This is a genomic window from Paenibacillus sp. 4624, from assembly GCF_050435065.1.
Lineage (GTDB): Bacteria > Bacillota > Bacilli > Paenibacillales > Paenibacillaceae > Paenibacillus > Paenibacillus amylolyticus_D.
Genome location: NZ_JBNDJR010000004.1, coordinates 237535 through 260994, shown reverse-complemented (window position 1 = coordinate 260994; position 23460 = coordinate 237535). Strand labels below are relative to the sequence as shown.

The 23460-nt window shown below is 46.1% G+C and carries 17 protein-coding genes; 13 read left to right on the top strand and 4 right to left on the bottom strand.

Going from position 1 to position 23460, the window contains the following annotated elements; all coding sequences use genetic code 11:
- Positions 1–350 precede the first annotated feature (350 nt).
- The 7 genes from ABIE27_RS11610 (at position 351) to ABIE27_RS11580 (ending at position 9040) form a co-directional block, all read left to right on the top strand.
- Positions 351–488: a hypothetical protein gene (locus ABIE27_RS11610; RefSeq protein WP_161556918.1), complete on the top strand. Its 138-nt coding sequence runs from the start codon at positions 351–353 to the stop codon at positions 486–488.
- Between the two features lie 135 nt (positions 489–623).
- Positions 624–896 (top strand): SDR family oxidoreductase, encoded by a 273-nt coding sequence (locus ABIE27_RS11605; protein WP_123064372.1) that lies wholly within the window; start codon positions 624–626, stop codon positions 894–896.
- 285 nt (positions 897–1181) lie between these two features.
- Entirely contained in the window at positions 1182–2249 is a 1068-nt protein-coding gene (locus ABIE27_RS11600; RefSeq protein ID WP_123064373.1) for an FUSC family protein, read from the top strand.
- Positions 2250–2405: 156 nt separating this feature from the next.
- Positions 2406–2867, top strand: coding sequence for a pyridoxamine 5'-phosphate oxidase family protein (locus ABIE27_RS11595; RefSeq protein WP_123064374.1), 462 nt, complete (start codon positions 2406–2408; stop codon positions 2865–2867).
- Between the two features lie 276 nt (positions 2868–3143).
- The gene (gene helD / locus ABIE27_RS11590) at positions 3144–5519 is read left to right on the top strand and encodes an RNA polymerase recycling motor HelD (protein ID WP_123064375.1); all 2376 of its coding nucleotides are present in this window, start codon (positions 3144–3146) and stop codon (positions 5517–5519) included.
- 387 nt (positions 5520–5906) lie between these two features.
- Positions 5907–7709 (top strand): adenine deaminase, encoded by a 1803-nt coding sequence (locus tag ABIE27_RS11585; RefSeq protein WP_123064520.1) that lies wholly within the window; start codon positions 5907–5909, stop codon positions 7707–7709.
- A 401-nt stretch (positions 7710–8110) separates the two neighbouring features.
- The gene (locus ABIE27_RS11580) at positions 8111–9040 is read left to right on the top strand and encodes a hypothetical protein (protein WP_429350566.1); all 930 of its coding nucleotides are present in this window, start codon (positions 8111–8113) and stop codon (positions 9038–9040) included.
- Between the two features lie 210 nt (positions 9041–9250).
- Here ABIE27_RS11580 and ABIE27_RS11575 read toward each other — a convergent pair whose 3' ends face one another.
- A complete protein-coding gene (locus ABIE27_RS11575) occupies positions 9251–10183 on the bottom strand; it encodes a helix-turn-helix domain-containing protein (RefSeq protein ID WP_123064377.1) in 933 nt (310 codons plus the stop codon).
- 172 nt (positions 10184–10355) lie between these two features.
- Between ABIE27_RS11575 and yicI the strand changes: the two genes are divergently transcribed.
- The 3 genes from yicI to ABIE27_RS11560 all read left to right on the top strand — a co-directional run bounded on the left by yicI (position 10356) and on the right by ABIE27_RS11560 (position 15361).
- Positions 10356–12674: an alpha-xylosidase gene (yicI, locus tag ABIE27_RS11570; RefSeq protein WP_429350565.1), complete on the top strand. Its 2319-nt coding sequence runs from the start codon at positions 10356–10358 to the stop codon at positions 12672–12674.
- Positions 12675–12908: 234 nt separating this feature from the next.
- On the top strand, positions 12909–13883 hold the full coding sequence (locus ABIE27_RS11565; RefSeq protein ID WP_429350564.1) for a phosphotransferase family protein: 975 nt from the start codon (positions 12909–12911) through the stop codon (positions 13881–13883).
- 95 nt (positions 13884–13978) lie between these two features.
- Positions 13979–15361 carry an MFS transporter gene (locus tag ABIE27_RS11560; RefSeq protein WP_123064380.1) on the top strand — a complete coding sequence of 461 codons (1383 nt, stop codon included), beginning with the start codon at positions 13979–13981 and terminating at the stop codon, positions 15359–15361.
- Positions 15362–15568: 207 nt separating this feature from the next.
- Here the strand turns inward: ABIE27_RS11560 and ABIE27_RS11555 are convergent, their stop codons facing one another.
- Positions 15569–16915, bottom strand: coding sequence for an MFS transporter (locus ABIE27_RS11555; protein ID WP_123064381.1), 1347 nt, complete (start codon positions 16913–16915; stop codon positions 15569–15571).
- Between the two features lie 29 nt (positions 16916–16944).
- A complete protein-coding gene (locus ABIE27_RS11550) occupies positions 16945–17412 on the bottom strand; it encodes a MarR family winged helix-turn-helix transcriptional regulator (RefSeq protein ID WP_429350563.1) in 468 nt (155 codons plus the stop codon).
- A 165-nt stretch (positions 17413–17577) separates the two neighbouring features.
- On the opposite strand from ABIE27_RS11550, the gene ABIE27_RS11545 reads away from it, so the two are divergent.
- The 3 genes from ABIE27_RS11545 to ABIE27_RS11535 all read left to right on the top strand — a co-directional run bounded on the left by ABIE27_RS11545 (position 17578) and on the right by ABIE27_RS11535 (position 19585).
- Positions 17578–18051, top strand: coding sequence for an RbsD/FucU family protein (locus tag ABIE27_RS11545; RefSeq protein ID WP_123064383.1), 474 nt, complete (start codon positions 17578–17580; stop codon positions 18049–18051).
- Positions 18052–18407: 356 nt separating this feature from the next.
- A complete protein-coding gene (locus tag ABIE27_RS11540) occupies positions 18408–18908 on the top strand; it encodes a GNAT family N-acetyltransferase (RefSeq protein WP_240036827.1) in 501 nt (166 codons plus the stop codon).
- A 56-nt stretch (positions 18909–18964) separates the two neighbouring features.
- The gene (locus tag ABIE27_RS11535; protein ID WP_240036829.1) at positions 18965–19585 is read left to right on the top strand and encodes a TraX family protein; all 621 of its coding nucleotides are present in this window, start codon (positions 18965–18967) and stop codon (positions 19583–19585) included.
- Between the two features lie 164 nt (positions 19586–19749).
- Here ABIE27_RS11535 and ABIE27_RS11530 read toward each other — a convergent pair whose 3' ends face one another.
- A complete protein-coding gene (locus ABIE27_RS11530; RefSeq protein ID WP_123064384.1) occupies positions 19750–23454 on the bottom strand; it encodes an amino acid adenylation domain-containing protein in 3705 nt (1234 codons plus the stop codon).
- Between the last annotated feature and the right edge of the window lie 6 nt (positions 23455–23460).

Sequence of the window (23460 nt, the reverse complement as noted above, 5' to 3'; positions counted from 1 at the left end):
TTACAATATAAGCTCATATTAAATAGAAAATTTGGTTCTTATGATCCATAAAATGATAAAGAATCCTAAATTTCTGTTTTGTTTTGTGGATCTTTTTGTTGAGAAATGTCGTTTGTAATCATCTTTTTAATGTAACTTGTCAGTACTGAACGAAAGTGAAAGAAGTATTCAGATAATAAGTGCTTTTGGGAATTCCCCTGATTCACTGTCCTTATTGGCCCCACGTATAGAGACCTACATATCCGAAGCTTTTTTGTGGAGGCAGGAAATTCAGGGGGAAATGGGTTAAAGCTTTACAATCGCAAATCAGTTAGTAGGTCCAAAAAGGGTAAGATGAAGGAAGAAACACAATGAACGCTAGTAAATCGGTAGAACTAATCGGGGGATCACCAAAGATTGGGACGATGGTGCGTAGCCTATTCGATCGCCTCAGTTCTGGTCCTAATGATGCGGCATCAGCTTCGTATGCTTCACAAGGGGGAACGTGAGATAAACTCGATGGATTGGCTTATCTGAACGAGATTCGAGCGTAGGTCCGTTAGAGCTGGATGAGAGATTGACGCAACCTTCGTAGGCGCAAGCGGTATTCATTAGAGCGACGCTCTAAGCTCGATCCGAATGTGATGGCTGGGATAGACTGGAGGAAGAAAAACAATGGCCGTGAAGCCGGGAACATTCGGGCAAATGCAATTGCGCCGGGCGGTGTTAACACAAATATCCAGACAACAATTACCGCGCTACATCCACTGGAAATTGCAGATATTTTCGATGTAGGACCAGGCAAGCTTGCCGAACCGGAGGAAATTGCACGAGTGGCCTTGTTCCTTGGTTCGAATGATTCCACCTTTGTTAACGGGGATGTTATTAAAGCGGACGGCGGCTGGACGGCTCGTTAAACAAGTGTCTGTTCGTCGGAAGTTAACATTGACTGAATAAACAAGAATAAGCTCCATCCTTTTGCATGTTTTGGGTTAAATTATGCTCAGAACACCTGCACAAGGATAAAGTTTTTTTGTGTTTCGAATACGTTCACTGAACTGGGAATAGCAAAGCCTAAGCTCCCATGGTACAATAAATCGTTCTCCTGAACTCATTCGGGCAAAATAAGAAATATGGGGTAATAATGAACATGATCATCATCAAATGTAAACGAGCAGGTCAAGGAAAAGGAGGGAGATGCCATGTCATTTGGAGCACGTGTACTTAAGACAGGTATAGCGGTCACGCTGGCTTTATATCTGAGCAGTCTGTTTCTGAATCCGCAATCTCCCGTGCCTGCCGCCATCGCAGCGATATTTGCCATGCAGCCTTCCATCTATCGTTCGTGGAAATATTTCCTCGATCAGTTGCAGACGACCACACTGGGTGCAATTGTAGCCTTACTGGGTGGTATGGTGCTGTCCAACGAGCCTATTGCCGTGGGCTTAATTATTGTGCTGGTTATTATGATCTGTCTTAAATTAAATATGGGTGAAACTGTGGGGCTGACACTTGTCACGGTGGTATCGATTATGGAAGCTTCAGGAGATTGGCACTTTGCGCTGAATCGCTTCTTGCTAACCCTTGTGGGCATTATATCAGCTTTCCTGATTAATATCTCGGTGTTTCCTCCTAAACCGAAGGTACAGTTTGTGAAGCAGATTCAGAGTGTGTTTAATGGCATGTCACTGCTGCTTCGTACATCAATCTCTGATGAGATTAAAGAGGTTGTTTTCCGGGAAGAAAAAAGCAATCTGGGCGGTTCGATCAAGTCTTTATCTGACAAGTATCATCTGTTTGAAGAAGAGCAGAAGAAGATGAAACGTGCCAAATTCAGCAAGACCCGTCAGATGGTCGTATATAAACAAATGCTGTTAAGTTTGCAAAAAGGATACGATGTACTGGACTCCGTAGAACGTCACTACTTTCAGGCACAGCGAACACCGGAAATGGATCTGTTTTTTGATACCCATCTTGAACGGGTGATTAAATTTCATGAGCATGCCTTGCTCAAATTTGAAGACAAACTCAAACCAAATGGTGAAGAGGCTGCACAGTTTGTAACCGAGAATGATCATTTTATGGAACAAGCCATTACGCAGTTTGATGTCGATCAAGACGGCATGTTAAGGTTATCGATTGTGGCCGCAGCGATATACGATTACGGATATCAGCTGGAACGGTTGAATCGGTTGGCAGACCATGTGCACACTTCAAGTGAAGATAAAGAGTCACATGACCACATGCTGAACTGGCTGAAATGGCCCTAGATGGCAAAATAAGATACAATATAGGTAATATAAAGCCCGGACAGTAACGTCCGGGTTGTTTGGTCTATCGGTGAATGCAAGTGACGTGAATCGATGAGAATCGATAGGAATGAATGGGAACGATGATAACCATTATGAATGAACTGAGGGGTAGAAATGGAGATCAAGCAGTTGGATGCAGAACTCATGGAATGGTTAAGCGGAAGCGATTTGGAGAACAAGCAGCATGAAGCGATGCAGTTGCTAACCGTAACTGACGGACAGTGGCCTCATCTGGCGATGATCAGCATGGGAGAAGTTATCGCAATAAGTCCTAGTTGCCTTCGGTTGGCGCTCTGGCAAGGGACACAAACGAGTATGAATATGATGGAAACGGGTAAGGCTACGTTAATTGCGGTGCATGGACAGCGGATATTGCATGTTCGGCTTGAAGTCCGTTTACTTCCTGAACTCGTGGACACGATTCACCCGCGAGATCGGTATGAGTGTAACATCCTTCATATACGGATCGATCAGGCGCCATATGCAGAAATCACGTCAGGCATTACGTTTCAATTAAAAGATCAAACGGGTGCATTGGCACGCTGGACTTCAACTATTGAGGACTTGAGAATGTAGAGGGAAATGCGCATGTTGTGGTTAATACTGTGTGACGAGGTATAAGTACCAGATCATTTAACCACACGACAAGAACACACAAGTGAAAATAACAAATAACGTCTCCGCTTGCATCGGGACGTTGTCGCTGGTACAATATAAAATGGTTTTCAGAAAATTAGAATTAATTAACATAAAATTAAAATGTTTACTTTCTAATAATTATACCATTGCCTTTTCGGGCTTGTCAAATGGATATTCGAAGACACAATCCGGGGAAAGAGAGGCGCATAACATATGAGTAATGAGCAACAGTGGAACCAGGAACAGGAGCGGGTGAACACCGTGACTGATCAGATTGAGCGCAAAATCGCTACACTGGAGGAAGAGGTCGGCTCCTTCCGGGACGAAGTGGTCGGGATGCGTAAGGACTTCTGGGATGAGGTGACGATGAACTTTAGTGAAGCCGATGATGTCGGGGAGACGTCAACGAGTATGCGGCAACAATCGCAGGTTTTGTCCGATCGTGAACGAAGTCATCTGAATACAGCTGCGGCTTTGGATAAAATGAAACGACTGCATCATTCACCTTATTTCGGACGAATTGATTTCAAGGAGGATGGATACCCGGACTCGGAACGTATCTATCTGGGCATTGCATCCCTACTGGATGAGAAGGAGGAGTCCTTCCTGATCTACGACTGGCGTGCACCGATCTCCAACCTGTACTACGATGGTGCACCTGGACCGATCTCTTACCGTACCCCAAGCGGTGAGATTAGTGGAGAGATCGAGATGAAACGTCAATTCGTCATTCGGGATGGGCGTATCCGGTTCATGTTTGATACAGGGGTAACGATCGGAGATCAGCTGCTTCAGGCTGTGCTCAGCCGAACATCTGATGCACAGATGAAGAGTATTGTGGCAACGATTCAGAAGGAACAAAACCGAATTATTCGTAATGATCGGACACGCATGTTGATTGTTCAGGGCGCAGCAGGAAGCGGCAAAACCTCTGCCGCTCTCCAGCGAGTCGCGTATCTTCTCTATAAATACCGCGAGCATCTTCAAGCGGATCAGATGGTTCTTTTTTCGCCAAACCCGATGTTTAACAGTTATGTATCTACGGTACTTCCAGAGCTTGGGGAAGAGAATATGTTGCAGACGACGTTTCAGGAGTATCTGGAACGCCGTTTAGGGCGGGAATATCAGCTTGAAGACCCATTTATTCAGCTGGAATATGTGCTCACAGGAACGGAGGAACCTGGTTACGATGCACGAATGTCCGGTATACGGTTCAAGTCCTCTGCATCATTCCTGAAGGTGATCACACGTTATAAGGAGAGCATGTTAACCGGAGGCATGAAATTCAAGCCGGTTCGTTTTCAGGGCAAGGCGATTGTGGATGCGGAAGCGATGTCAGCGAAATTTTACAGCTTCGGTTCATCTGTCAAGCTAGTTAGCCGGCTGGAACTGTTGCGGGATTGGTTGCTTAAGGAGCTCTCGACGTTTGGTAAAGGGGAACTGAACGCACCGTGGGTTGATCAGCAGCTTGATCTGATGGAACCGGAAGATTTGCAGCGAGCTTACCAACGCTTGAAACGCAAACAAAAGGGGAAATCCCATACGTTTGATGATTTTCAGCAGGAAAGAGAAATTCTGGCGAGAATGGTGGTCAGTGACAGGTTGAAGCCTTTGCGCAAATGGATCAAATCACTGCGTTTTGTGGATATCCGTCAGTTGTATGCAAACTTGTTCGAGGATCAGGCACAGATGGTTCGTCTGCTTGACAGAGAGCCTTTGCCTGCCCACTGGGAAGAAATCTCGACCATGACGCTGCGCAGATTAAAGGTACAGGAGCTGGCTTACGAGGACATTACGCCGTACCTGTATTTGCGCGAACTGCTGCTAGGATTCCATATTAATTCGAACATCCGCCATGTCATTATTGATGAAGCGCAGGATTACTCTGCCTTCCAGCTCTCTTTTATGAAGAGACTATTTCCACACGCGAAAATTACGGCTCTTGGTGACTTTAATCAGGCTATTTATGCCCATTCATCCGTACTCAGCGGCACTGGACCATTAAGTGACTTATACGGGCCAGAGAACACGGAGGTTATTGTGCTGACACGCAGTTACCGCTCTACGATGGAGATTGTGGAATTTACGCGGGGCATGGTTCCTGGTGGGGAGGAGATCATTCCGTTTAACCGAAATGGAGAGAAACCTAAAGTCATCGTGACCTCTGATCCAAAGCAGCATGTGGAGCAAATTACGGCAGATCTTCATCATCTGATACAGGAGGGTTATGAATCCGTAGCTGTCATCTGCAAGACGGCGGAAGAAAGCCAGGAAGTTCACGCCCTACTCAGTAAAAAGCTGGATAAGGCTCCCAAGCTGATCAAAAAAACAACACTGGCTTTTGAACAAGGCGTTCATGTAATCCCGGCTTATTTGGCGAAAGGTGTGGAGTTTGACGCGGTCTTAATCTATAATGGCTCCGCTGATGCCTATTCCCGTGAACAGGAACGCAAGCTGTTCTATACCGCCTGTACCCGGGCGATGCATTTGCTACATGTATATTCTTTAGGGAAACCAAGTCCATTTATCACCTCACAATCAGAAGAGTGGTACGAGATGAAAGATATCCCTGCTACTCGTGTAGAGTAAAAAGAGGACGAATCCGAGCAGTATGTTGCTGTGAATTCTTTTGTGTAAGGTGAGGTCAGCCAGACATGTTCTGGTTGACCCTTTTTTGTGTATGCTATGAAGAGAAACTTGCTAACAATAGTGACATGCGCAGACATATCTTAGTTGTTATTGATAAATAAGGTGAATCTCCTTGTGCATGTATTCAATAGATGTAATTTTTCTTTACACATGAAGCGCAGACTCATATAATCGTAACAATCTATTTTTTGGAGCGTTGCATGATGATGGGGGAAAAATTCATTGTATGAGTAATCCATACTCTAATTTTGGGAGCAGGCAACGGAACAGGGAATCTAATGAAGGAGGCAGGTAACATTGAAAAAAACAGGATTTGAGCGGCCGCTGATGGCCGATTGCGTACCGGATCTGGTCGCTACAGCCCGAGGAGATATGAAGGCAAGTTTGGTGATTCGAGGCGGCACTTTGGTGAATGTGATCTCGGGGGAAATTCTGCCGGACATGTCTGTCGCTGTGCAAGGTGCACGAATTGCGTATGTGGGCAGAGATGTAAGCCATACGATCGGAGAGCATACCCGCATTATTGAGGCAAATGGAAAGTATATTGCTCCGGGACTGTTAGACGGTCATTGTCATATTGAGAGCACACAGATGAAAGTATCCGAGTTCGCAAGAGCAGTACTGCCTTCGGGAACGACTGGCGGCTTCTTTGATCCACATGAAATTTCCAATGTGCTTGGGCTTAAAGGATTGCGGCTTATGCTCGATGAAGCACGTACCACACCAATGGCGGCTTATATGCAAGTAGCATCATGTGTACCTTCCACTCACCCAGGGCTGGAGACTACAGGAGCTTATATTGGGCCGGAAGAGGTAGCAGAGGCACTATCATGGGGACCGGACATGATCGGCCTGGGTGAAGTGATGAACTTCCCGGGAGTGGTGTATGGGGATGAAACGATGATCGGGGAGATTCAGGCGACTCTGCGCGCCGGCAAAGTGGCAGATGGACATTTCACTTGGGCCTCGGATGACTGGCGTCTGCCTGCTTATGCGGCGAGCGGTGTGACAGGAGATCATGAGTGTGTTACGAAAGAAGATGTGGTGGAGCGCTTGCGGCTTGGGATGTATGCGAAGATGCGCCAGGGTTCTGCATGGCATGATGTTGCCGAGACGATTAAAGCATGTACGGAGCTTGGACTCGATACCCGGCGAATGATGCTGGTGACCGATGATCGCAGCTCGGAATCATTGCTGAAAGAGGGCCACATGGACTTTGTCGTTCGACTGGCCATTTCCCAAGGGGTGAAGCCTGTAACAGCATTCCAGATGGCTACGATTAATACGGCAGAACGTTTTGGTGTGGCGCGTGATATCGGAGCGGTGATTCCGGGTAACATTGCCGATATTATTTTGTTAGACGGACGCCTTGCGGATGTACGTGTAGGCACAACGATTGCTGCCGGGCAAGTCGTAGCAGAGAACGGTAAAATGACCGCCGTGTGGGACACGTTCACTTATCCAGAGGAAGCGCTAAACACAGTGAAGCTGGAAGCGAATATTCAGCCACAGGATCTGGAACTGTCTGCACCCATTGTGGATGGGACGATAGGCGCACGCATTATCCATGTGACGGAGAATCATGTGGAAACGAAGGAGAAGCATGTACAAGTGAATGTGCAAGCTGGCAAGGTGGTTCTGCCTGCCGCAGGTGAGGTATGCAAAATCGCTGTGCTGGAACGCCATAAACAAACGGGAAATCGCGCAGTGGCACTGGTCGGCGGGATCGGATTCAATTCGCCAGCCGCCATAGCCATGACGGTAGCCCACGATAGTCATAATCTGCTGATCATCGGGAACGATGATACACTTATGGCAGAGGCCGGCAATCGTGTCATCCGTATGCAGGGCGGTGTAGCTGTTGTAACACATGCAGGTGTAACGGAATTTCCTCTTCGGATCGCCGGGCTGATGTCGGTAGAACCCTTCGAAGTGGTAGCGGAACAATCAGCAGCCGTCAGCGAAGCACTGCAATCGGCAGGATGTACGTTGAACAATGCGTTTATGACCTTATCGCTGCTGGCGCTGGTCGTTATTCCTGAACTGCGCTTGTCTGACATCGGGCTGGTGCGCATCTCTGCAGACGGAATTGAACGGGTCTCTCTGTTTGATGAACCAAATGCGGATTAAGCAGGTGAATTACAGAATGAAAGAATATAGATGAATGAATATCAAATGATCATTGCAAGCCACGCCGCCTTCGGGCGGTTTTTTGTTTTGGAAAAGAAAACGCTTCCTAGGTCTACAGAATCGAAGTGTTAAAAGAAAATATAGACTGAAGTCGTAACTTGGATTTTGATTTTTACATATAATATTAAATTTTGTGACTTTTGGACTATATATTCAGAACTATGAATTCCCGAAATAAGTTATATGATTCTTTCGTCGTGAGTCTTAAAGGTGATGTTGCGTATAAAAGCAGTTTGAATTCATCGTACTTCCATAATAGTGCAAAAATTGATTCATAAACGACATCCTTTCACCCGGATTTATACGTAAGAGCTGCCATAACTTCAAGGGAGTGTACAAATATGAAAACCAAAAAAGAACTTCGTTTTATTCTGCTGATGAGTTGTCTAGTACTGTGTTTAAGTACAGCCTGTTCTACACGAGTGGATGCGGTAGGTTCGGTAGAACCGGTGGACAGTTATGCCACAATACATGGGAAGCTGGATCGGCCCGTGCGGGGGACGTGGGTATGGGATACGACTCAAATCCGAAATAATGCGCAGGGTATTTTAAGTTTTGCTAAGGATAACAACATTAATACGATCTATCTGCAGATGAACCGGGATATTAAAATTCCTGAATATAAGAACTTTATCCGGCTTGCACGGGCTCAAAATATCGCTGTGGATATCATGGACGGACGTTCCGCTTGGGGACTATCCGAGAGTCGGGAACAGATTGCTTCCTTTATGGACTGGATTGAAGCTTATCAAGCACAGGCACTGGCTAATGAGAAATTTGCAGGCATTCATCTGGACATTGAACCTCATGTGCATCCCCAGTGGAAGATCAATCAAGCCAGCGTCATTACGCAGTGGCAGGGGAATGTGAATTATATTGTAGACCGTGCATCACGTATGAAGATGCCTGTGGCCGCTGATCTGCCGTTTTGGCTGGACAATTACAAAATTCCGGGTTCAACGATGGCGGTAAGCAGCTGGATGATCCGCAAATTTGATTCCATTACGATTATGGCTTATCGGGATACAGCTGCCGCCATCTACAATGTGGCAAAAGACGAACTTATCGATGCGGCTTCTGTAGGTAAGAAAATATCGATTGCGGTGGAAACGAAGCAAAGCAAGGAAGGTGACTTTATTACCTTTTATGAAGAGGGAGACGCCTACATGGAGGAACAGTTGAAGCTGGTAGAGAAAATGGCGAGTGCTCACACTTCCTTTAATGGTTTTTCTGTACATGAGTATTCTTCCTGGAAGACGTTAAGAAAGTAGAGCAAGAAATGGCAAGCTTGTCTTGAGAGAATAGAAATTAGAAAGAAAGAATACTTAAAGAGAGCCATCAAAGAATAGGCTTAACGTAATAAAAAGGTGCTTGCAGCGTACTTTCTGTAGGTACCTTTTATTGATCTTTTTATGAAGCATCATTCGATCCAAGAGATTTCTTGGTGTTAACGCTATCGTTCCGATTGTGATCTTCCTACATTAAACGATCTGAGTCTCTGTGAACGCAGCAGGCGCAAGTGTCACGTTTTTGGAAAACATTTTACGATACTGGGACGGGGTTGTGTTCTTATGCTTCTTAAAGGTGGTAATGAAATAACTCAGATGTTCGAATCCAACATCCATAGCGATATCCACAATCTTATGATCCGTATTCTCAAGCTGTGCGCAGGCCTGCTGCACCCGATAATAATTGATGTAATCGACAGGGCTCTTCTGCACCAACTGTTTGAAAAAACGACAGAAATGTCCCTCGCTCATATTGGCTTCACCCGCCAGGTCTCTCAGCTTCAGCGGTTCAGGATAACGCTTGTGAATGTAACTGAGCACTGATTTTAGACGCTCCATCTTATCCGCTGTTCCCCCGTTAACTGCACCTTTGGGCGGAAGTACCTTTCGCTGTTCAAACATGCGAGCAAGCATGAGATAAAGATAGGCTTTTGTAGATATCTCACAAGTCTCTGTTCCGCTCGCGTGATCTGAGAAGATGCGCTTGAGGTAGGCCAGAACCTCTGAACCCCAGGCTTCATCAGCCGTGATGTGATAGGGGAGCTGTATACTTTTTCGCAAAATAGGTCCAATAAACTTCTCCTGCACCGCATCAAACGTATGACTACCGAGCAGATCCGAATGAAACACAATGGAAGAAAATATACAAGGCTCATCGCCTATCAGATATCCTGCATGAATCTCACCTCGATGAATAAAAACAGCCTCGCCCGCCTTAACCTCAACTCGGTTCATGTCAATTTGAAACACAGCAGCTCCTTGCGTCACCATCGTAAACTCCATCTCATCGTGCCAATGGCAATCCAGAATGCTGTCCCCATTTAATTGTTGAATGTCTGGGTACACACTAACCGGGTACATAGCGTTGCCGTGAATCCGATCTTCCCGTAAATGTTCCCGTTCCATCATGGAACCTCCCTATGCATATAAATAGATGTAATCGTTTGCAATTTATTTTAGAAACTCACCCTAATCACGTTCAAAATATCAAAATAATGATATAAACGATCAAAATACAAGAAGAAATTCGTCATTGATATCAATATCATTATAGTATAACCGAAGGAGGTAATCCAAGATGAAATTTACCGATGGCTACTGGCAGATCCGTGATGGATATCATGTTCAAAATCCGGCGGATATTCGAGATATTGTACAAAAGGGTGATTCCTTTACTGTATATGCAGCAACCAAACGCATTGAGCGCAAAGGCGATACACTGAACGGAACGCTGCTCAAAGCAACCTACAGCTCCCCAATGCCTGATGTTATTCGTGTGCAATTGAACCACCATAAGGGCAAAGTTAATCCAGGTCCCGAGTTTGCACTGAACACGCTGAATACCGATGTGCAAATTACCCGGGATGAGAACGGTGCAGAGCTGAAAAGCGGAAATCTTCGTGTAACCGTGAACAAAACAAAAGGCTGGGATATCGGCTTCCATTATAATGAAAAACGCCTGACTGGCAGCGGCTGGAGAGGTCCGGCGTACATTGAGTCAGCATCAGAAGGTACGTTCTTCCGGGAACAACTGGAGCTGGGCGTGGGCGAGTATGTCTATGGCCTTGGTGAACGCTTCACTCCGTTTGTGAAAAATGGTCAGGTTGTGGATATCTGGAATGAGGATGGCGGTACAAGCAGTGAGCAGGCCTACAAGAACATACCGTTTTATCTGTCGAACAAAGGGTACGGCGTATTCGTCAACCATCCTGAGAAGGTATCCTACGAAATCGCTTCCGAGAATGTATCGAAAGTGCAGTTCAGTGTGCAGGGTGAGACGCTCGAGTACTTCATTATCGGCGGTGCTAATCCGAAGGAGGTGCTGGATAACTACACCAAGCTCACAGGTAAACCGGCTCTTCCACCAGCATGGACATTTGGTCTGTGGCTGACGACTTCGTTTACTACAGATTATGATGAAGCGACCGTTAATCATTTTGTTGATGGCATGGCTGAGCGTGATCTGCCGCTTTCCGTGTTCCACTTTGACTGCTTCTGGATGAAAGAATATCAATGGTGTGACTTTGAATGGGACAAAGATATGTTCCCTGATCCGGAAGGTATGTTGAGACGGTTGAAGGACAAGGGACTCAAAATCTGTGCCTGGATCAACCCGTATATTGCCGAGAAATCCATTTTGTTCGATGAAGGCATGGAAAAAGGATATCTTGTCAAGACAGCCGATGGAAGTGTATGGCAGTGGGATAAATGGCAAGCGGGCATGGGCCTTGTAGATTTCACCAACCCTGAGGCGACTGCATGGTACAAAGGCAAGCTGAAAGGTTTGATCGACCAAGGCGTGGACTGTTTCAAGACGGATTTCGGAGAAAGAATTCCGACCGATGTTGTGTATTATGACGGTTCCGATCCGGTGAAAATGCACAACTACTACACCTTCCTGTACAACAAAGCGGTATTTGATGTGCTTGAAGAAAACCTGGGTAAAAACGAAGCGGCTCTTTTTGCTCGTTCGGCAACCGTGGGTGGTCAACAATTCCCTGTACACTGGGGTGGCGATTGCTCGTCCAACTATTCGTCCATGGCAGAATCACTGCGCGGCGGATTGTCGCTCGGTCTTTCCGGGTTTGGCTTCTGGAGCCATGACATCAGCGGATTCGAAGCGACAGCCGAGCCGGATGTATATAAACGCTGGGTACAGTTCGGGTTACTTTCTTCACACAGCCGTCTGCATGGAAACGAATCGTATCGTGTGCCGTGGTTGTTCGATGAAGAGGCAGTCGATGTTGTGCGTGACTTTACGAAGCTGAAGCTCAGTCTAATGCCGTATCTGTTTAATTCTGCGGTAGAGTCCTCTGTACAGGGGTTGCCTATGATGCGGGCGATGGTGCTGGAGTATCCCGACGATCCGACATGTGCGACACTTGACTTACAGTACATGTTTGGGGATTCTATCCTGGTTGCGCCAATCTTCAATAAAGAAGGTGACGTTCGTTATTACCTGCCAGAAGGAACATGGACCAATTATCTGACAGGGGAAAAAGTTCAAGGTGAGCGCTGGATCAGTGAAAATCATGACTTCAAAACACTGCCAATGATGATCAAACCGAACAGTCTGATTGCGGTAGGTGCTGTGAATAACAAGCCGGATTATGATTTTGCGGACAACGTATCTTTGCATTTGTTTGAACTTGCCGACGGACAGACTACACAAGCGGTTGTTGTAAATCAAAGTGCTGAGCGTGAGTTGCAAGTGACCGTCACACGCAGCGGTTCGAAGCTGGAAGTTCGTGCCGAAGGTGCAGGCAAGCCATGGCAAATCGTGCTTCGGGGCATTGATTCCGTATCCAGCGTGGATGGCGGATCACAAGAAGCTGGCGAGCAAGGCATTATCGTAACGGCATCAGCAGGTGCAAGCAAGCTTACAATCGAGCTGTAACATGTTAGAATAGACCATAAAGGGACGGTGCCTGGAGGCGCCGTCTGTTTGTTTATATATAAGGGATTAGAATATTGGATAGTACTTTCGAGGAGAGAACGGAAAGAGGGGAACAATGTGGCACACCAACCAAATCAACACCCAGATAAACAACAGCATCCAAATCAACACCAAGATCAAAAACTAAATTCGGGCTTACATAGCCCAATATCAGCGAAAGTGTTGCATGCTCTGGTGCATCGACATTTTGGAGATCACGTTGTCGTAAAACAGTTTGGACTGCTGCAAGGTGGTCTGTTTAATACGACGTATCGCATCCAACTGGAACATACGGCGATTACGGACGTCATTTTGCGCCTTGCACCGGAGGGTGTACAACCACTGCAACTGACAAACGAAAATGGTGGGGTGACAACCGAGTGTGATCCGTTATTTTCGTTTGAACGCAAAATGATGGCCGCGGAACCAACGATCTATGAGTATTACCGCAAAGCAGGCATTCCCACAACCGAAGTGTTGGCTTGTGATGACAGCGCTCAGGATGTTCGGCGAACGTATATGTTTATGGCATTTATCCCAAGCGTGCAACTCGATCATGCGTCTATCGAAGAGAAGGACAAAACTCATTTGTATACCCAATTAGGCATGTACACAGCCGCAATGCATCGGATCGAAGGGGCATCATTCGGTTGGCCTCAGGCGGATGGTGCGATTCGCGGATCGGAACACTGGTCTGAGGTGTTGTTGGCAATAGCTGATGAAACAAGTAAAAAGGCGGCTCAAATAGGGTTTATGCCTGGCGTAGGGGAAAAGATTATGGCAATTTTCAAGCAAAATAAAGCTCTTTTTGATCAAATCAAGCAACCTGTGCTTGTCCATAATGATTTATGGGCAGCGAATGTGCTTGTGCACGGTGAACAAGGGGAAATGAGTATTGCTGCAGTTATTGATGGAGACCGCTCTATGTTCGCTGATCGGGAATATGAGGCCATCCTCAACACGGATTCTGTTGCGTTTCACGCAGGTTACGGTCGTCCCCTAGAATCATCACCAGCAGGGCATGCGCGCCGGCTAGCGTATCGTATATTGTCGTCTTATTTTAATGCCTACGTTCATCAGCATCAGGTAGACCAACCGGAAGATGGACGGATATTTGAGGAGCGTACGCTGGATTTGTTGGAAAAGTGGAAGGTCGGACAATCCTGCTAACGAAACCTATCCATTTTGACATATGCTGAATAATCACCCCCAGATAAACCAACAATAATGCCGTTGTGTGTAGAATCTGCGAAGGTGGTTAGGGTATGTCTGATAAAAAGTGGGACCTCGTCGCACTTGCTTCTATCCCTGTCATTATGACGTTGGGAAACTCCATGCTTATACCGATTTTGCCACAGATTGAACGGGAATTGAAGGTATCTTCATTCAAGGTCAGTATGCTGATTACGGTATATGCTGTAGTGGCCATTCTGCTGATTCCACTCGCAGGATATTTATCGGATCGATTCGGCAGGAAAGCCGTGATTATTCCCAGTCTTGTCATTGCAGCGGTTGGAGGGGCTGTTGCAGGGGTTGCTGCATGGTTCATGAGCGGAAATATAGCCTATTGGACGATTCTTGGGGGAAGGTTTTTGCAGGGAGTGGGTGCAGCAGGCGCATTTCCGATTGTCATACCTCTGGTGGGGGACATGTTCAAGAATGAAGATGAGGTAAGCAAAAGTCTGGGCATCATCGAAACCTCGAACACGTTTGGCAAAGTGCTTAGTCCGATTCTGGGTGCGGCGCTGGCAGTATGGTTATGGTATTCGCCGTTTCTGGCGATTCCGGTGCTTTGTCTAATTTCGCTAATCCTCGTTATATTCCTGGTTAAAACACCGAAGAGGAAGGAAAAACCGCCTACATTTTCGGAATTTGTTGCTTCCATTCGTGACGTTCTCAAAGAAAAGGGACGCTGGTTGTACGCTTTGTTCGCAATCGGTGGAATTTGTATGTTTCTTATTTTTGGCGTCTTATATTATCTTTCTGAAACGCTGGAGAGTGAGTTTGCGCTCAAAGGTGTAGTCAAAGGGCTCGTGTTGGCCATCCCTTTGGCATCGTTATGTCTAGCTTCGTTTTTGGCAGGCAAGTGGATTGGTAAAAATAAATCACGCATGAAATGGCTCGGTTTTGCCGGACTAGCCTTGGTAACGGTATCGCTGGGGATTATCGGCATATTCGATAATATTTACGTTGTGGTGGGATTGTTCACCCTAGGGAGTGCGGGTATCGGTGCTGCACTGCCATGTCTCGACACGTTGATTACAGAAGGTGTAGACAAAAAGCAACGTGGTACAATTACAGCTCTGTTCAGCAGCATGCGTTTTATCGGCGTATCGCTCGGCCCGCCCGTTGTTTCTTTGTTGATTGGTTCCCATCATTTTTTGCTTTTTGGCATTCTGGCTGCGTCAGGTGCTGTCGGAGGCTTGCTCACGTTGCTGGCGGTTAAACCTGAGAAGAGAGGGGGGCCAACTTCTGGCAGTGATTCAAAGCAGGATGATCAGGAGAAGCAGGATGAAGAAGACAAAAAGCATAGTAATAAAGACAAGCAGGACGGGCATGACAAGTTGCGCAAAAGGCGTGTGCAAGAAAGTGAAACCGATCAAGGATACAGACCCTCACCTCTGCGCCGTAAAAAAAGTCTCTACTGACGGGTGCATGGAATGATTCCTTACGCTAAGGGAAACCTAAAAACGCGTTTACGTCTCACAGAGCAGAGTAGCTGCTTGCCAGATGTAAACGCGTTTTTGTACTGACATCCCGACAGAAGATGATATCAATTTGGCTCTTTTGATGAACACCTGTGTTTCAGGTGAACTTCAGGAAATACATATTCTGAAATTCAACGTAATTATCTGTTAGTTTCTTTTATCAAGCTCTGCTTGTACATGATTTGTATCATGTGAAGCAAAGCTGTCCGTTGCCGTAATATGTGTATGGGATAACAGCGGATGTGTTTCAATCTGGAAGCTGCCACTTCGTTTTCCCTGAATCAGATAGATCAGGAGAAACAATGCCATAAATATGACGGAGTAACGATACATTTCCGTATAACTTGTTAAGGAAGCGATAGCGCCGAGCAGAAGTGCACCCGTAGCAATGCCAAAATCAAGTGTGTTCAAAAACATCCCGTTTGCCATCCCTCTCTGAGCAGGGGAGACCACCTGAATCATCCAGGTTTGTAATGACGATTGCATAGAGCCATAACCAATACCGTAGATAAAAGCAGCTACAAACAGGACAGGCATCGTCGTTGCCCAGGAAAGGGTAAGGAGTCCAAGGGCGATACATATTGCCCCAGGAATCAATAAAGCTTTAGGACCTTTACTGTCGTAAATTCGACCGGCAAACGGTCTAACGAGTAGAACAGCCAGTGCATTAAACAGGAAAAACAGCGCTGGGTTAGCAAGATGCGCTTCTTTACCAAACAAAACGATAAACCCGACTAATCCGCCGTAGGTAATAGACAGCAAACCGTTCAGTATACTTGGCAGGATCAGTTTCCGGTTAAAAGGCGCCTTTGCTTTAGAACCCGGTTTAGCTTCTGAAACAGTTGCAACATCGCGAGCTAATTGCTCTTGTTGTGAGGGTTGCGCCTTAGTAACCTGGGAAGCCTCTGTCTTGGCTGCTTTTTTACGTGTCAGGCTATAACTGAGTGGATAGATCACAGCAATCACTCCCGCAGTACTCAGCATAAGGGTGACAAACCCAGCTCCTTGTAGCAGGGTAACGCCGATAATCGGCCCCATGGACATCGCCAGGCTGGTGGACAATCCAAAGTAACCCATGCCTTCGCCCATTCGCTTGACAGGTACAATGTCAGATGCCATGGTTGGAAATGCAGTACTGCTTAGTCCGAATCCAACACCGAACACCATACGGAGCAAAAGCAGAACAGCGATACCCGCAGCAAAATAATAGCCAAGCGTGGCAAGCAGGGCTATAGACAAGCCAATATAGATCATCGCATTACGGAAACCCTTTTCCAGTGCTTTCGCAGAGTAGAGTCGTGCCGCAATGGCGCTTAATGCAAACAGGCAGGTGAATAGGCTGACTTGAAATGCATTGGCATGGAATCGATCCTGCACATAAGAGGGTAGTGGTGAAACGATCATGTGCAGTTGTAGGAATAATAGAAAATTACATAACATGAGTAAAATAAAATCGGTCGTCCATAATCGGACAGGTGCAGATTGTTCTTTCATGGTGAAACATTCCCCCTGAGTTGTGATAGTTACAGATTGCGATTAATGAGGGAAAGAGTATGTTTAAATGCTTCCATCTGGTCTTCGGGTATACCTTCAGCAAGTTTTTTATTCATTTCTCTTTCGATCGGAACAAGCACATCAATTAATGCTTTGCCATCTTTGGTAGGATACAGCAGGTACGCTCTACGGTCCTGATCACTCGTGCGGCGCTCGACCCAGCCTTTTTTCTCCAATAAATCGATGATCCGTGCGGTGGTAGGCTGGTCTTTGAACACATAACCTGCCATTTCTTTCTGGTTAACGCCTTCCTTACGCACCACATTAAAAAGCACAGAAAATTGCTCTGTGGTAATATCGTAGGGTTTAAATTGTGCCGCTAGAAGGGCAGCTGTTTTGCGGTGGGTGAGTCCGAGCATGAATCCAACAGATTGCTCCAAAGAATACTCCATGAATGGATGAACCTCGCTTCCGTAGAAAATATCTCTAAAATTCATATAGTTGTTATAACAACTATATGTGGAACAAGTAATTTTGTCAAAGACAATTGTTGTGCCACAGGGGCAGAGCATATCGATGCAAAGCGTAAAAATTCCTGCTAGAATAGGGATGAAACGGCTTCCAAAGTAATAAAAAATTTGTTATGTAAGGAGCGTTTAATGATGCTGAAAAATATTCCTGCGATCCTTCCGCCTGAACTCCTCAAACTTATGTCCGAAATGGGACATGGTGATGAACTTGTGCTAACGGATGCAAACTTCCCTGCGGCCAGCCATGCTGAACGTTTAGTACGCTGTGATGGCATTGGCACTGTGCAACTATTGGAAGCTGTATTACAGCTATTTCCGCTAGACACCTATGTAGAGCGACCAGCCGCCGTCATGCAGGTGGTTAAAGGTGATCCAGTCATTCCGATTATCTGGGAAGATTACCGGCGGTTAATTGAGCAATACGAGGATATGAGAGATGCACTCGAATACGAGGATCGTTTTGATTTTTATGAACGTGCCACCAAAGCGTATGTCATTGTTGCAACGGGTGAACGTGCTCAATACGCGAACCTCATTTTGAAAAAGGGAGTTGTTTTCCCTGAATCAGGACCCGCTCAAGAGCGGATGAATTCAGAAACCTACTAAAATCATATTCGTTTAGGGCGACGGAGCTGGTGAGGCTTTCGCCGCCTTTTTGCGTTTGCCTGATCGTTCCGCTTACGATCTGGCTGCCAAGTCTGATCCGATCTCGGTTCGTGCAGCCTCTTCAAGCAATGGCTACCGTATCTGTGAGTGAACAATGATCACTATAGTGTGCAACACTTGAGTAGAAATATACTTTAGGTATGGCATGATTCGGCAAAGGATACATAAATGCAAACTTTACTCCTGATGATGAATGGGGCAAAGGCATGATTTCTTTTACAATGGACTTCAGGAAGATCTAATTCGAGGGATGTATTGTAAGGAAAAGAATGAAGAGAAAGTAGGGGAAAAGGGACGTGAAAAACACGAAGGAAATGAAAATCAAAATTAGACAAGCGAATCCAAATGATATTTCGGAAGTATCGAGGCTTTTTAATGAGTATCGCATGTTTTATGGTCAGCATTCAGATCTGGAGGCAGCGACATCTTTTATTAAAGAACGGATGAGTAAGCAAGAATCAATGATTTTTATTGCTGCGTGTAACGAAGGATCAAAGATGCCTGACACCGCTATGGGTTTGGTACAAATTTATCCCAGTTATAGTTCCGTTTCGATGGGACCGATCTGGATTCTGAACGACCTGTTCGTGGATTCAAAATATCGGAAGCAGGGGATAGCCCGAAAGCTGATGCAGGCGGTGATGAAGCAAGCCAAGAAACAGCAGATTCTTCGAATTGTACTTTCTACAGCGATTAGCAATCAGCAGGCTCAAGCATTATATGAATCCGAAGGATATACACAGGATCAAAGCTTCATGTATTATGAATGTAACGTTGAGCGTGAAAATGGGTCCTGATTAAGTTGTTACAATACATCATCTGGTGTTGACGAGATAAGGAGGGATAACCAGATATGATGCAGTGGATTGCCATGATTACGATGTTGATTGATCATATAGGAGCTGTGTTTTTTCCGCATGTGGTTGAACTGAGAATCATCGGCCGTATCGCTTTTCCTATCTATGCCTTTGCTGTATATATCGGCTACAAGCATACACGTAATGTACAGAAATACATATGGCGATTGTTTTGGATCGCAGTGATTTCCCAAGTGCCGTTTATGGCTGCGTTTAATCATTTTTCGCTAAATGTAGTCTGGACCCTGTGGTCGGCACTGCTGGTGCTGCTGGCTCTGGATCGGCTGTCTTCTAAGCTGATCAGTATCCCGATTGCGATCGGGGCGGGATGGGTAATGGAATGGTCACATATGGATTATGGTATGTATGGTCTGCTGCTCGTGCTGTTATTCCGTTACTTCAAAGGGCCAGTGTTGGTCATGGCACATGTTGTATTGAATGCACTTTATTTGTTGCTCCATCACAGCTCTCTCCAGATGTACAGCATGCTAGCAACGATGGGGATTGCAATTGCACAGTACTACCAGGCAGGTTTCCGTTTGAAAGGGCCTCGGTGGATCTGGCGTTATTTCTATCCGGCTCATCTTGCTATCATTGCTGTAATCCGTTGGATATAGTTTTATGTGGTGAAAAGACAGCGTATTAAAGAGGTTACGTCGTTATTACGATCACTCCCCATTTTTCACTCATCTTTATGCAAAAAAAGCCACTTATCGCCGTAACGCGATAAAGTGGCTTTTGCTTTATTTATTTCTATTGATATCGTTATCCGACATATCGTTTAATCTGCAACTGTTGTTGTACCATAATTCGGACGAATTGCTGCAGGAAAATAACCGATCTGAACTGCATAGTCCAGCATGGTATGAATGAAACGCTCATCGGTTTTGGCGCAGAAGATTCCTGCTGGTTCGACATAAGCCGTTGTTACCGGTGATGCATAGGCATATGCTGAATCCTTCGCTCCGTCACCTTCCAACTGAGCAATCGCAAGTTGCAGAGCTTCCGGTTCTTTGGCAATTGTTGTATCAAACAGCCAGTGGTTATAGTCTTCAAACGGCATTGTTTCGACATTATAACCTGCATGCTTCACCGCTTCTACCAAGGCATCATACCGGATCGGCTCTGGATTACAGATATGGAATACACGGCCAGCTGTATCCTGACGTAAGGCCAGATGTACGATTGCTTCGCTGGCATAATTGATCGGGGTAAAGTCCATCAGCCAGTCGGCGGCAGGGGCTTTGCCCAGCAATAACATGGCCTTGATCATGCGGTAGATCGCATTGCTATCAATATTTGTCTGAAAACGACCTGTACGAGAATCACATGTCAGGTTGCCTGCACGGTAAATGCTGACTGGCACTCCTTCTGCTGCGGCATTCATGAGTACTTTCTCGGCTTCGAGCTTACTGTCGGAGTAGACATTGTCCACATGTAACTCTTCCGGGAAACGGTCATATTGCAATGTAGATTCCCATTGTCCGCTGAGGGCCAGATCTTCGGGTATGCCCATCGTGGATATGTGATGGAACGAAGCTCCTTTTTTGTTACGTATCAGGTCTAACAAAGCAACTGTGCCTTCGACATTGGTTTTAGCGAACTGTGCCGCTTCCCCGAAATGACGAACATCAGCGGCGCAGTGAATGATACGGTCAATCCTTGACTCAAGCAACGTTTGTTGCTCGGCGGCAAGACCCAGATTCTTTTCCTCCAAATTCCCTTCAACAATCACAACACGACCTTCGAGCTGGTCAGCAAGTTGTTTGCCGAAATAACCCAACATTACTTTGCTTAAACGTGCCATTGCTGTCGTGCCATCGCTTGGACGACGAACAAGAGCGTAGATCCGTGCCGAAGACTTCACAATTAACTGCTGCAGTACATGTGAGCCCAGATAACCGGTTGCACCCGTCAGCAGCACATGTTCAGGCTGTAGAATGTTCGGATATCCAAGCTGGGGAGACAGTTCCACCGGATGTTCGGAAAGCTGCGTGATGATGCCAGTTGCAGTGGATGTCTGTTTCGCCGGTTCACGTTGCTCTGATAAAAGTGCGACTCGGCGAGCAAGTGCGCGAATTGTTTTCTCCGCAAAGAAATCGGCGATTTTCAGCTGCGGATAATGTGGCTTCAGAAGAACCAGAACATGGATGACACGCAGGGAGTCGCCACCAATACTGAAGAAACTGTCTTCGACACCAAACTCCTCATGTTGCAAAATCTCTTTCCAAGCATGGAAGAGTATAGATTCCGTTTCTGTCTCCGGCATCACGCGGTCTGGCTGATCGGTATGACGTTCAGCATGTGGCATGGATACCATGGCCTTGCGGTTGATTTTCCCTGTTGGGGCAATAGGCATCTCATCCAGCTGGCAGATCCATTTTGGTACAAAGTAGGATGGAAGTTTCTCTGAAAGTGTTGCTTTGATATCCGTTACGGAAAGGGTGCTTCCATCTTTGGATGTAAAGTAACCCACGAGCATGTTTTGCCCATCCGCTTCCTTTTTTGCAATAACGGCAACATCCTGGATCTGCTCCAGTCTGGCCAGATGATCTTCGATTTCACCGATCTCGATTCGGTGACCCCGAATTTTAAGCTGAGAGTCACTGCGTCCCACATATTCCAGTAATCCGGTATCCAGCATTTTGGCAATATCCCCGGACTTGTATATTTTCTCGCCAATCGCAAACGGGTTATCAATAAAGGATTGCTCAGTGCGCTCCGGCTGGTTCAAGTAGCCTTTGGCAAGCGCAGGAGTTGCGATATACACTTCGCCAGGTACGCCTACAGGACAGAGCTGATGTTCTTCGTTGACAATATAAACTTTGTAATTATGAATAGGTCTGCCAATCGGAATATTAACGACGTGTCCCGGGACCTGTTCACTAATCCGGTGTGTCGTGGTAGCCACGGTGCATTCTGTTGGTCCGTATACATTAACGATGTCAATCTGATTGCCAAATTTGCGTTGGAAAGCCCGAACCTGTTCTCCATAGAGGGCCTCCCCGGCTACGGTGATGATGCGTACTTTTGCCAGTTTATGAAAGCCTTCATCAGACAGATAAGAAGCCAGTTGATTGAAGAAAATGGTGGGCAATATCGTAATAATGGTCGTTCCTGTTCTTTCGATTGCACTTGCAAACTCTTCAATAGATACTCGTTCTTCTGCAGATAACAGATAAAGCTCGGCTCCATAGAACAGAGCACCAATCGTATCCCATACTGATGCATCGAAGCTATATGTGGCAAACTGCGTTAATACATCGCCGGGTTGAATGTCACAGTCACGCTGTACAACACTGCCCAGATTGGTGACACCCCGGTGAGCGATCAGTGCGCCCTTTGGTTTGCCAGTAGAGCCTGAAGTATAAATGACGTAAGCGAGATCATCTGGTTTGATATCCAGGTTCGGATTGCTGGCAGCAAATCCTGCAAGTCGTCCGTCTACGGAAAGAATGTGACGTACCGTAGAAATACCGGAAAACAATGCTTTGGCTTGATCAAACGAGGCTTCTGTTGTCAGTACAAACGGAGAAGCTGTATCTTCGACAATGTAACTGTTCCGTTCTTGCGGATGTTCAGGATCAATCGGTACGTAGGCACCGCCTGCTTTAAGAACACCGAGCAACGAGATGATTGTATCCAGGCTGCGATCCATAAAAATACTGACAAATTCACCTTGCTTTAATCCGTTGGATATTAATACGCGAGCAACCTGATTCGCGCGTTCATTTAATTCCCGGTACGTATAACTCGCTGAAAGTGAGGTGATCGCCGGAGAATTCGGGTATGCCGCAGCGACGGCTTCAAACCAGCTATGGATGGTCGGATATGCTGGCTCAAGTACCGCCGTGTCATTCATTTCCCGATAGAGCAAACGGTCTGAAGTAGACAGAATGTCTACTGCACCGATTGCTTTGTGACCATCACGCAAGAGAGCGAGAAGCAATGTTTGAAAATACTCCGCATATCGCAATATCGTTGATTCTTGTAGCAGCGAACGGTCATAAAACAGATCGAGAATCATCTCGTTCTGATCATAACGAACGTTCCAGTTCATCACCTGAGGAGCCTGAGGCAATTGAACACTGTTTAACATAAACATTGTCTCAGGATATCCTCCGGTTTGTTGTGTATAAGGAATCTGAAGTTGCTTCGTAATCTGTTCGAATAATTCAGTGAAAGTTGTCTTGCCCTGAAGCTCTAATGAAAGATAAGAAGCTGCCTGATCCGGAGCGAGTACTCCAATCGCAAGCTCCTCTTCAGCAGACAATCGGAATAACAAGGCTGCATAAGCTGAAAGGAATGCAGGGTACACCATCTGTTCCCCAAACTTCTGTTTAAGTTCACGACTCAATGAAGCTTTCAATGTAATATGAGTAGACTCATAAGAGAATGTTTGCTGGCGACGTCCATAATCCAATGGAATCTGAAGAACAGGTAAGCCAGATTCCACGGAGTGGGAGAAAGATTGGTTTTCAATCACTTCAGG

What these genes read in the sequence shown, in the direction of transcription:
- ABIE27_RS11545 (WP_123064383.1), top strand. Translation starts at nt 17,578, where the DNA reads ATGCTGAAAAATATTCCTGCGATCCTTCCGCCTGAACTCCTCAAACTT.
- ABIE27_RS11580 (WP_429350566.1), top strand. Translation starts at nt 8,111, where the DNA reads ATGAAAACCAAAAAAGAACTTCGTTTTATTCTGCTGATGAGTTGTCTA.
- ABIE27_RS11575 (WP_123064377.1), bottom strand. Translation starts at nt 10,183, where the DNA reads ATGGAACGGGAACATTTACGGGAAGATCGGATTCACGGCAACGCTATG.
- ABIE27_RS11535 (WP_240036829.1), top strand. Translation starts at nt 18,965, where the DNA reads ATGATGCAGTGGATTGCCATGATTACGATGTTGATTGATCATATAGGA.
- ABIE27_RS11585 (WP_123064520.1), top strand. Translation starts at nt 5,907, where the DNA reads ATGGCCGATTGCGTACCGGATCTGGTCGCTACAGCCCGAGGAGATATG.
- ABIE27_RS11560 (WP_123064380.1), top strand. Translation starts at nt 13,979, where the DNA reads ATGTCTGATAAAAAGTGGGACCTCGTCGCACTTGCTTCTATCCCTGTC.
- ABIE27_RS11555 (WP_123064381.1), bottom strand. Translation starts at nt 16,915, where the DNA reads ATGAAAGAACAATCTGCACCTGTCCGATTATGGACGACCGATTTTATT.
- yicI (WP_429350565.1), top strand. Translation starts at nt 10,356, where the DNA reads ATGAAATTTACCGATGGCTACTGGCAGATCCGTGATGGATATCATGTT.
- ABIE27_RS11550 (WP_429350563.1), bottom strand. Translation starts at nt 17,412, where the DNA reads ATGAATTTTAGAGATATTTTCTACGGAAGCGAGGTTCATCCATTCATG.
- ABIE27_RS11610 (WP_161556918.1), top strand. Translation starts at nt 351, where the DNA reads ATGAACGCTAGTAAATCGGTAGAACTAATCGGGGGATCACCAAAGATT.
- ABIE27_RS11595 (WP_123064374.1), top strand. Translation starts at nt 2,406, where the DNA reads ATGGAGATCAAGCAGTTGGATGCAGAACTCATGGAATGGTTAAGCGGA.
- helD (WP_123064375.1), top strand. Translation starts at nt 3,144, where the DNA reads ATGAGTAATGAGCAACAGTGGAACCAGGAACAGGAGCGGGTGAACACC.
- ABIE27_RS11605 (WP_123064372.1), top strand. Translation starts at nt 624, where the DNA reads ATGGCTGGGATAGACTGGAGGAAGAAAAACAATGGCCGTGAAGCCGGG.
- ABIE27_RS11600 (WP_123064373.1), top strand. Translation starts at nt 1,182, where the DNA reads ATGTCATTTGGAGCACGTGTACTTAAGACAGGTATAGCGGTCACGCTG.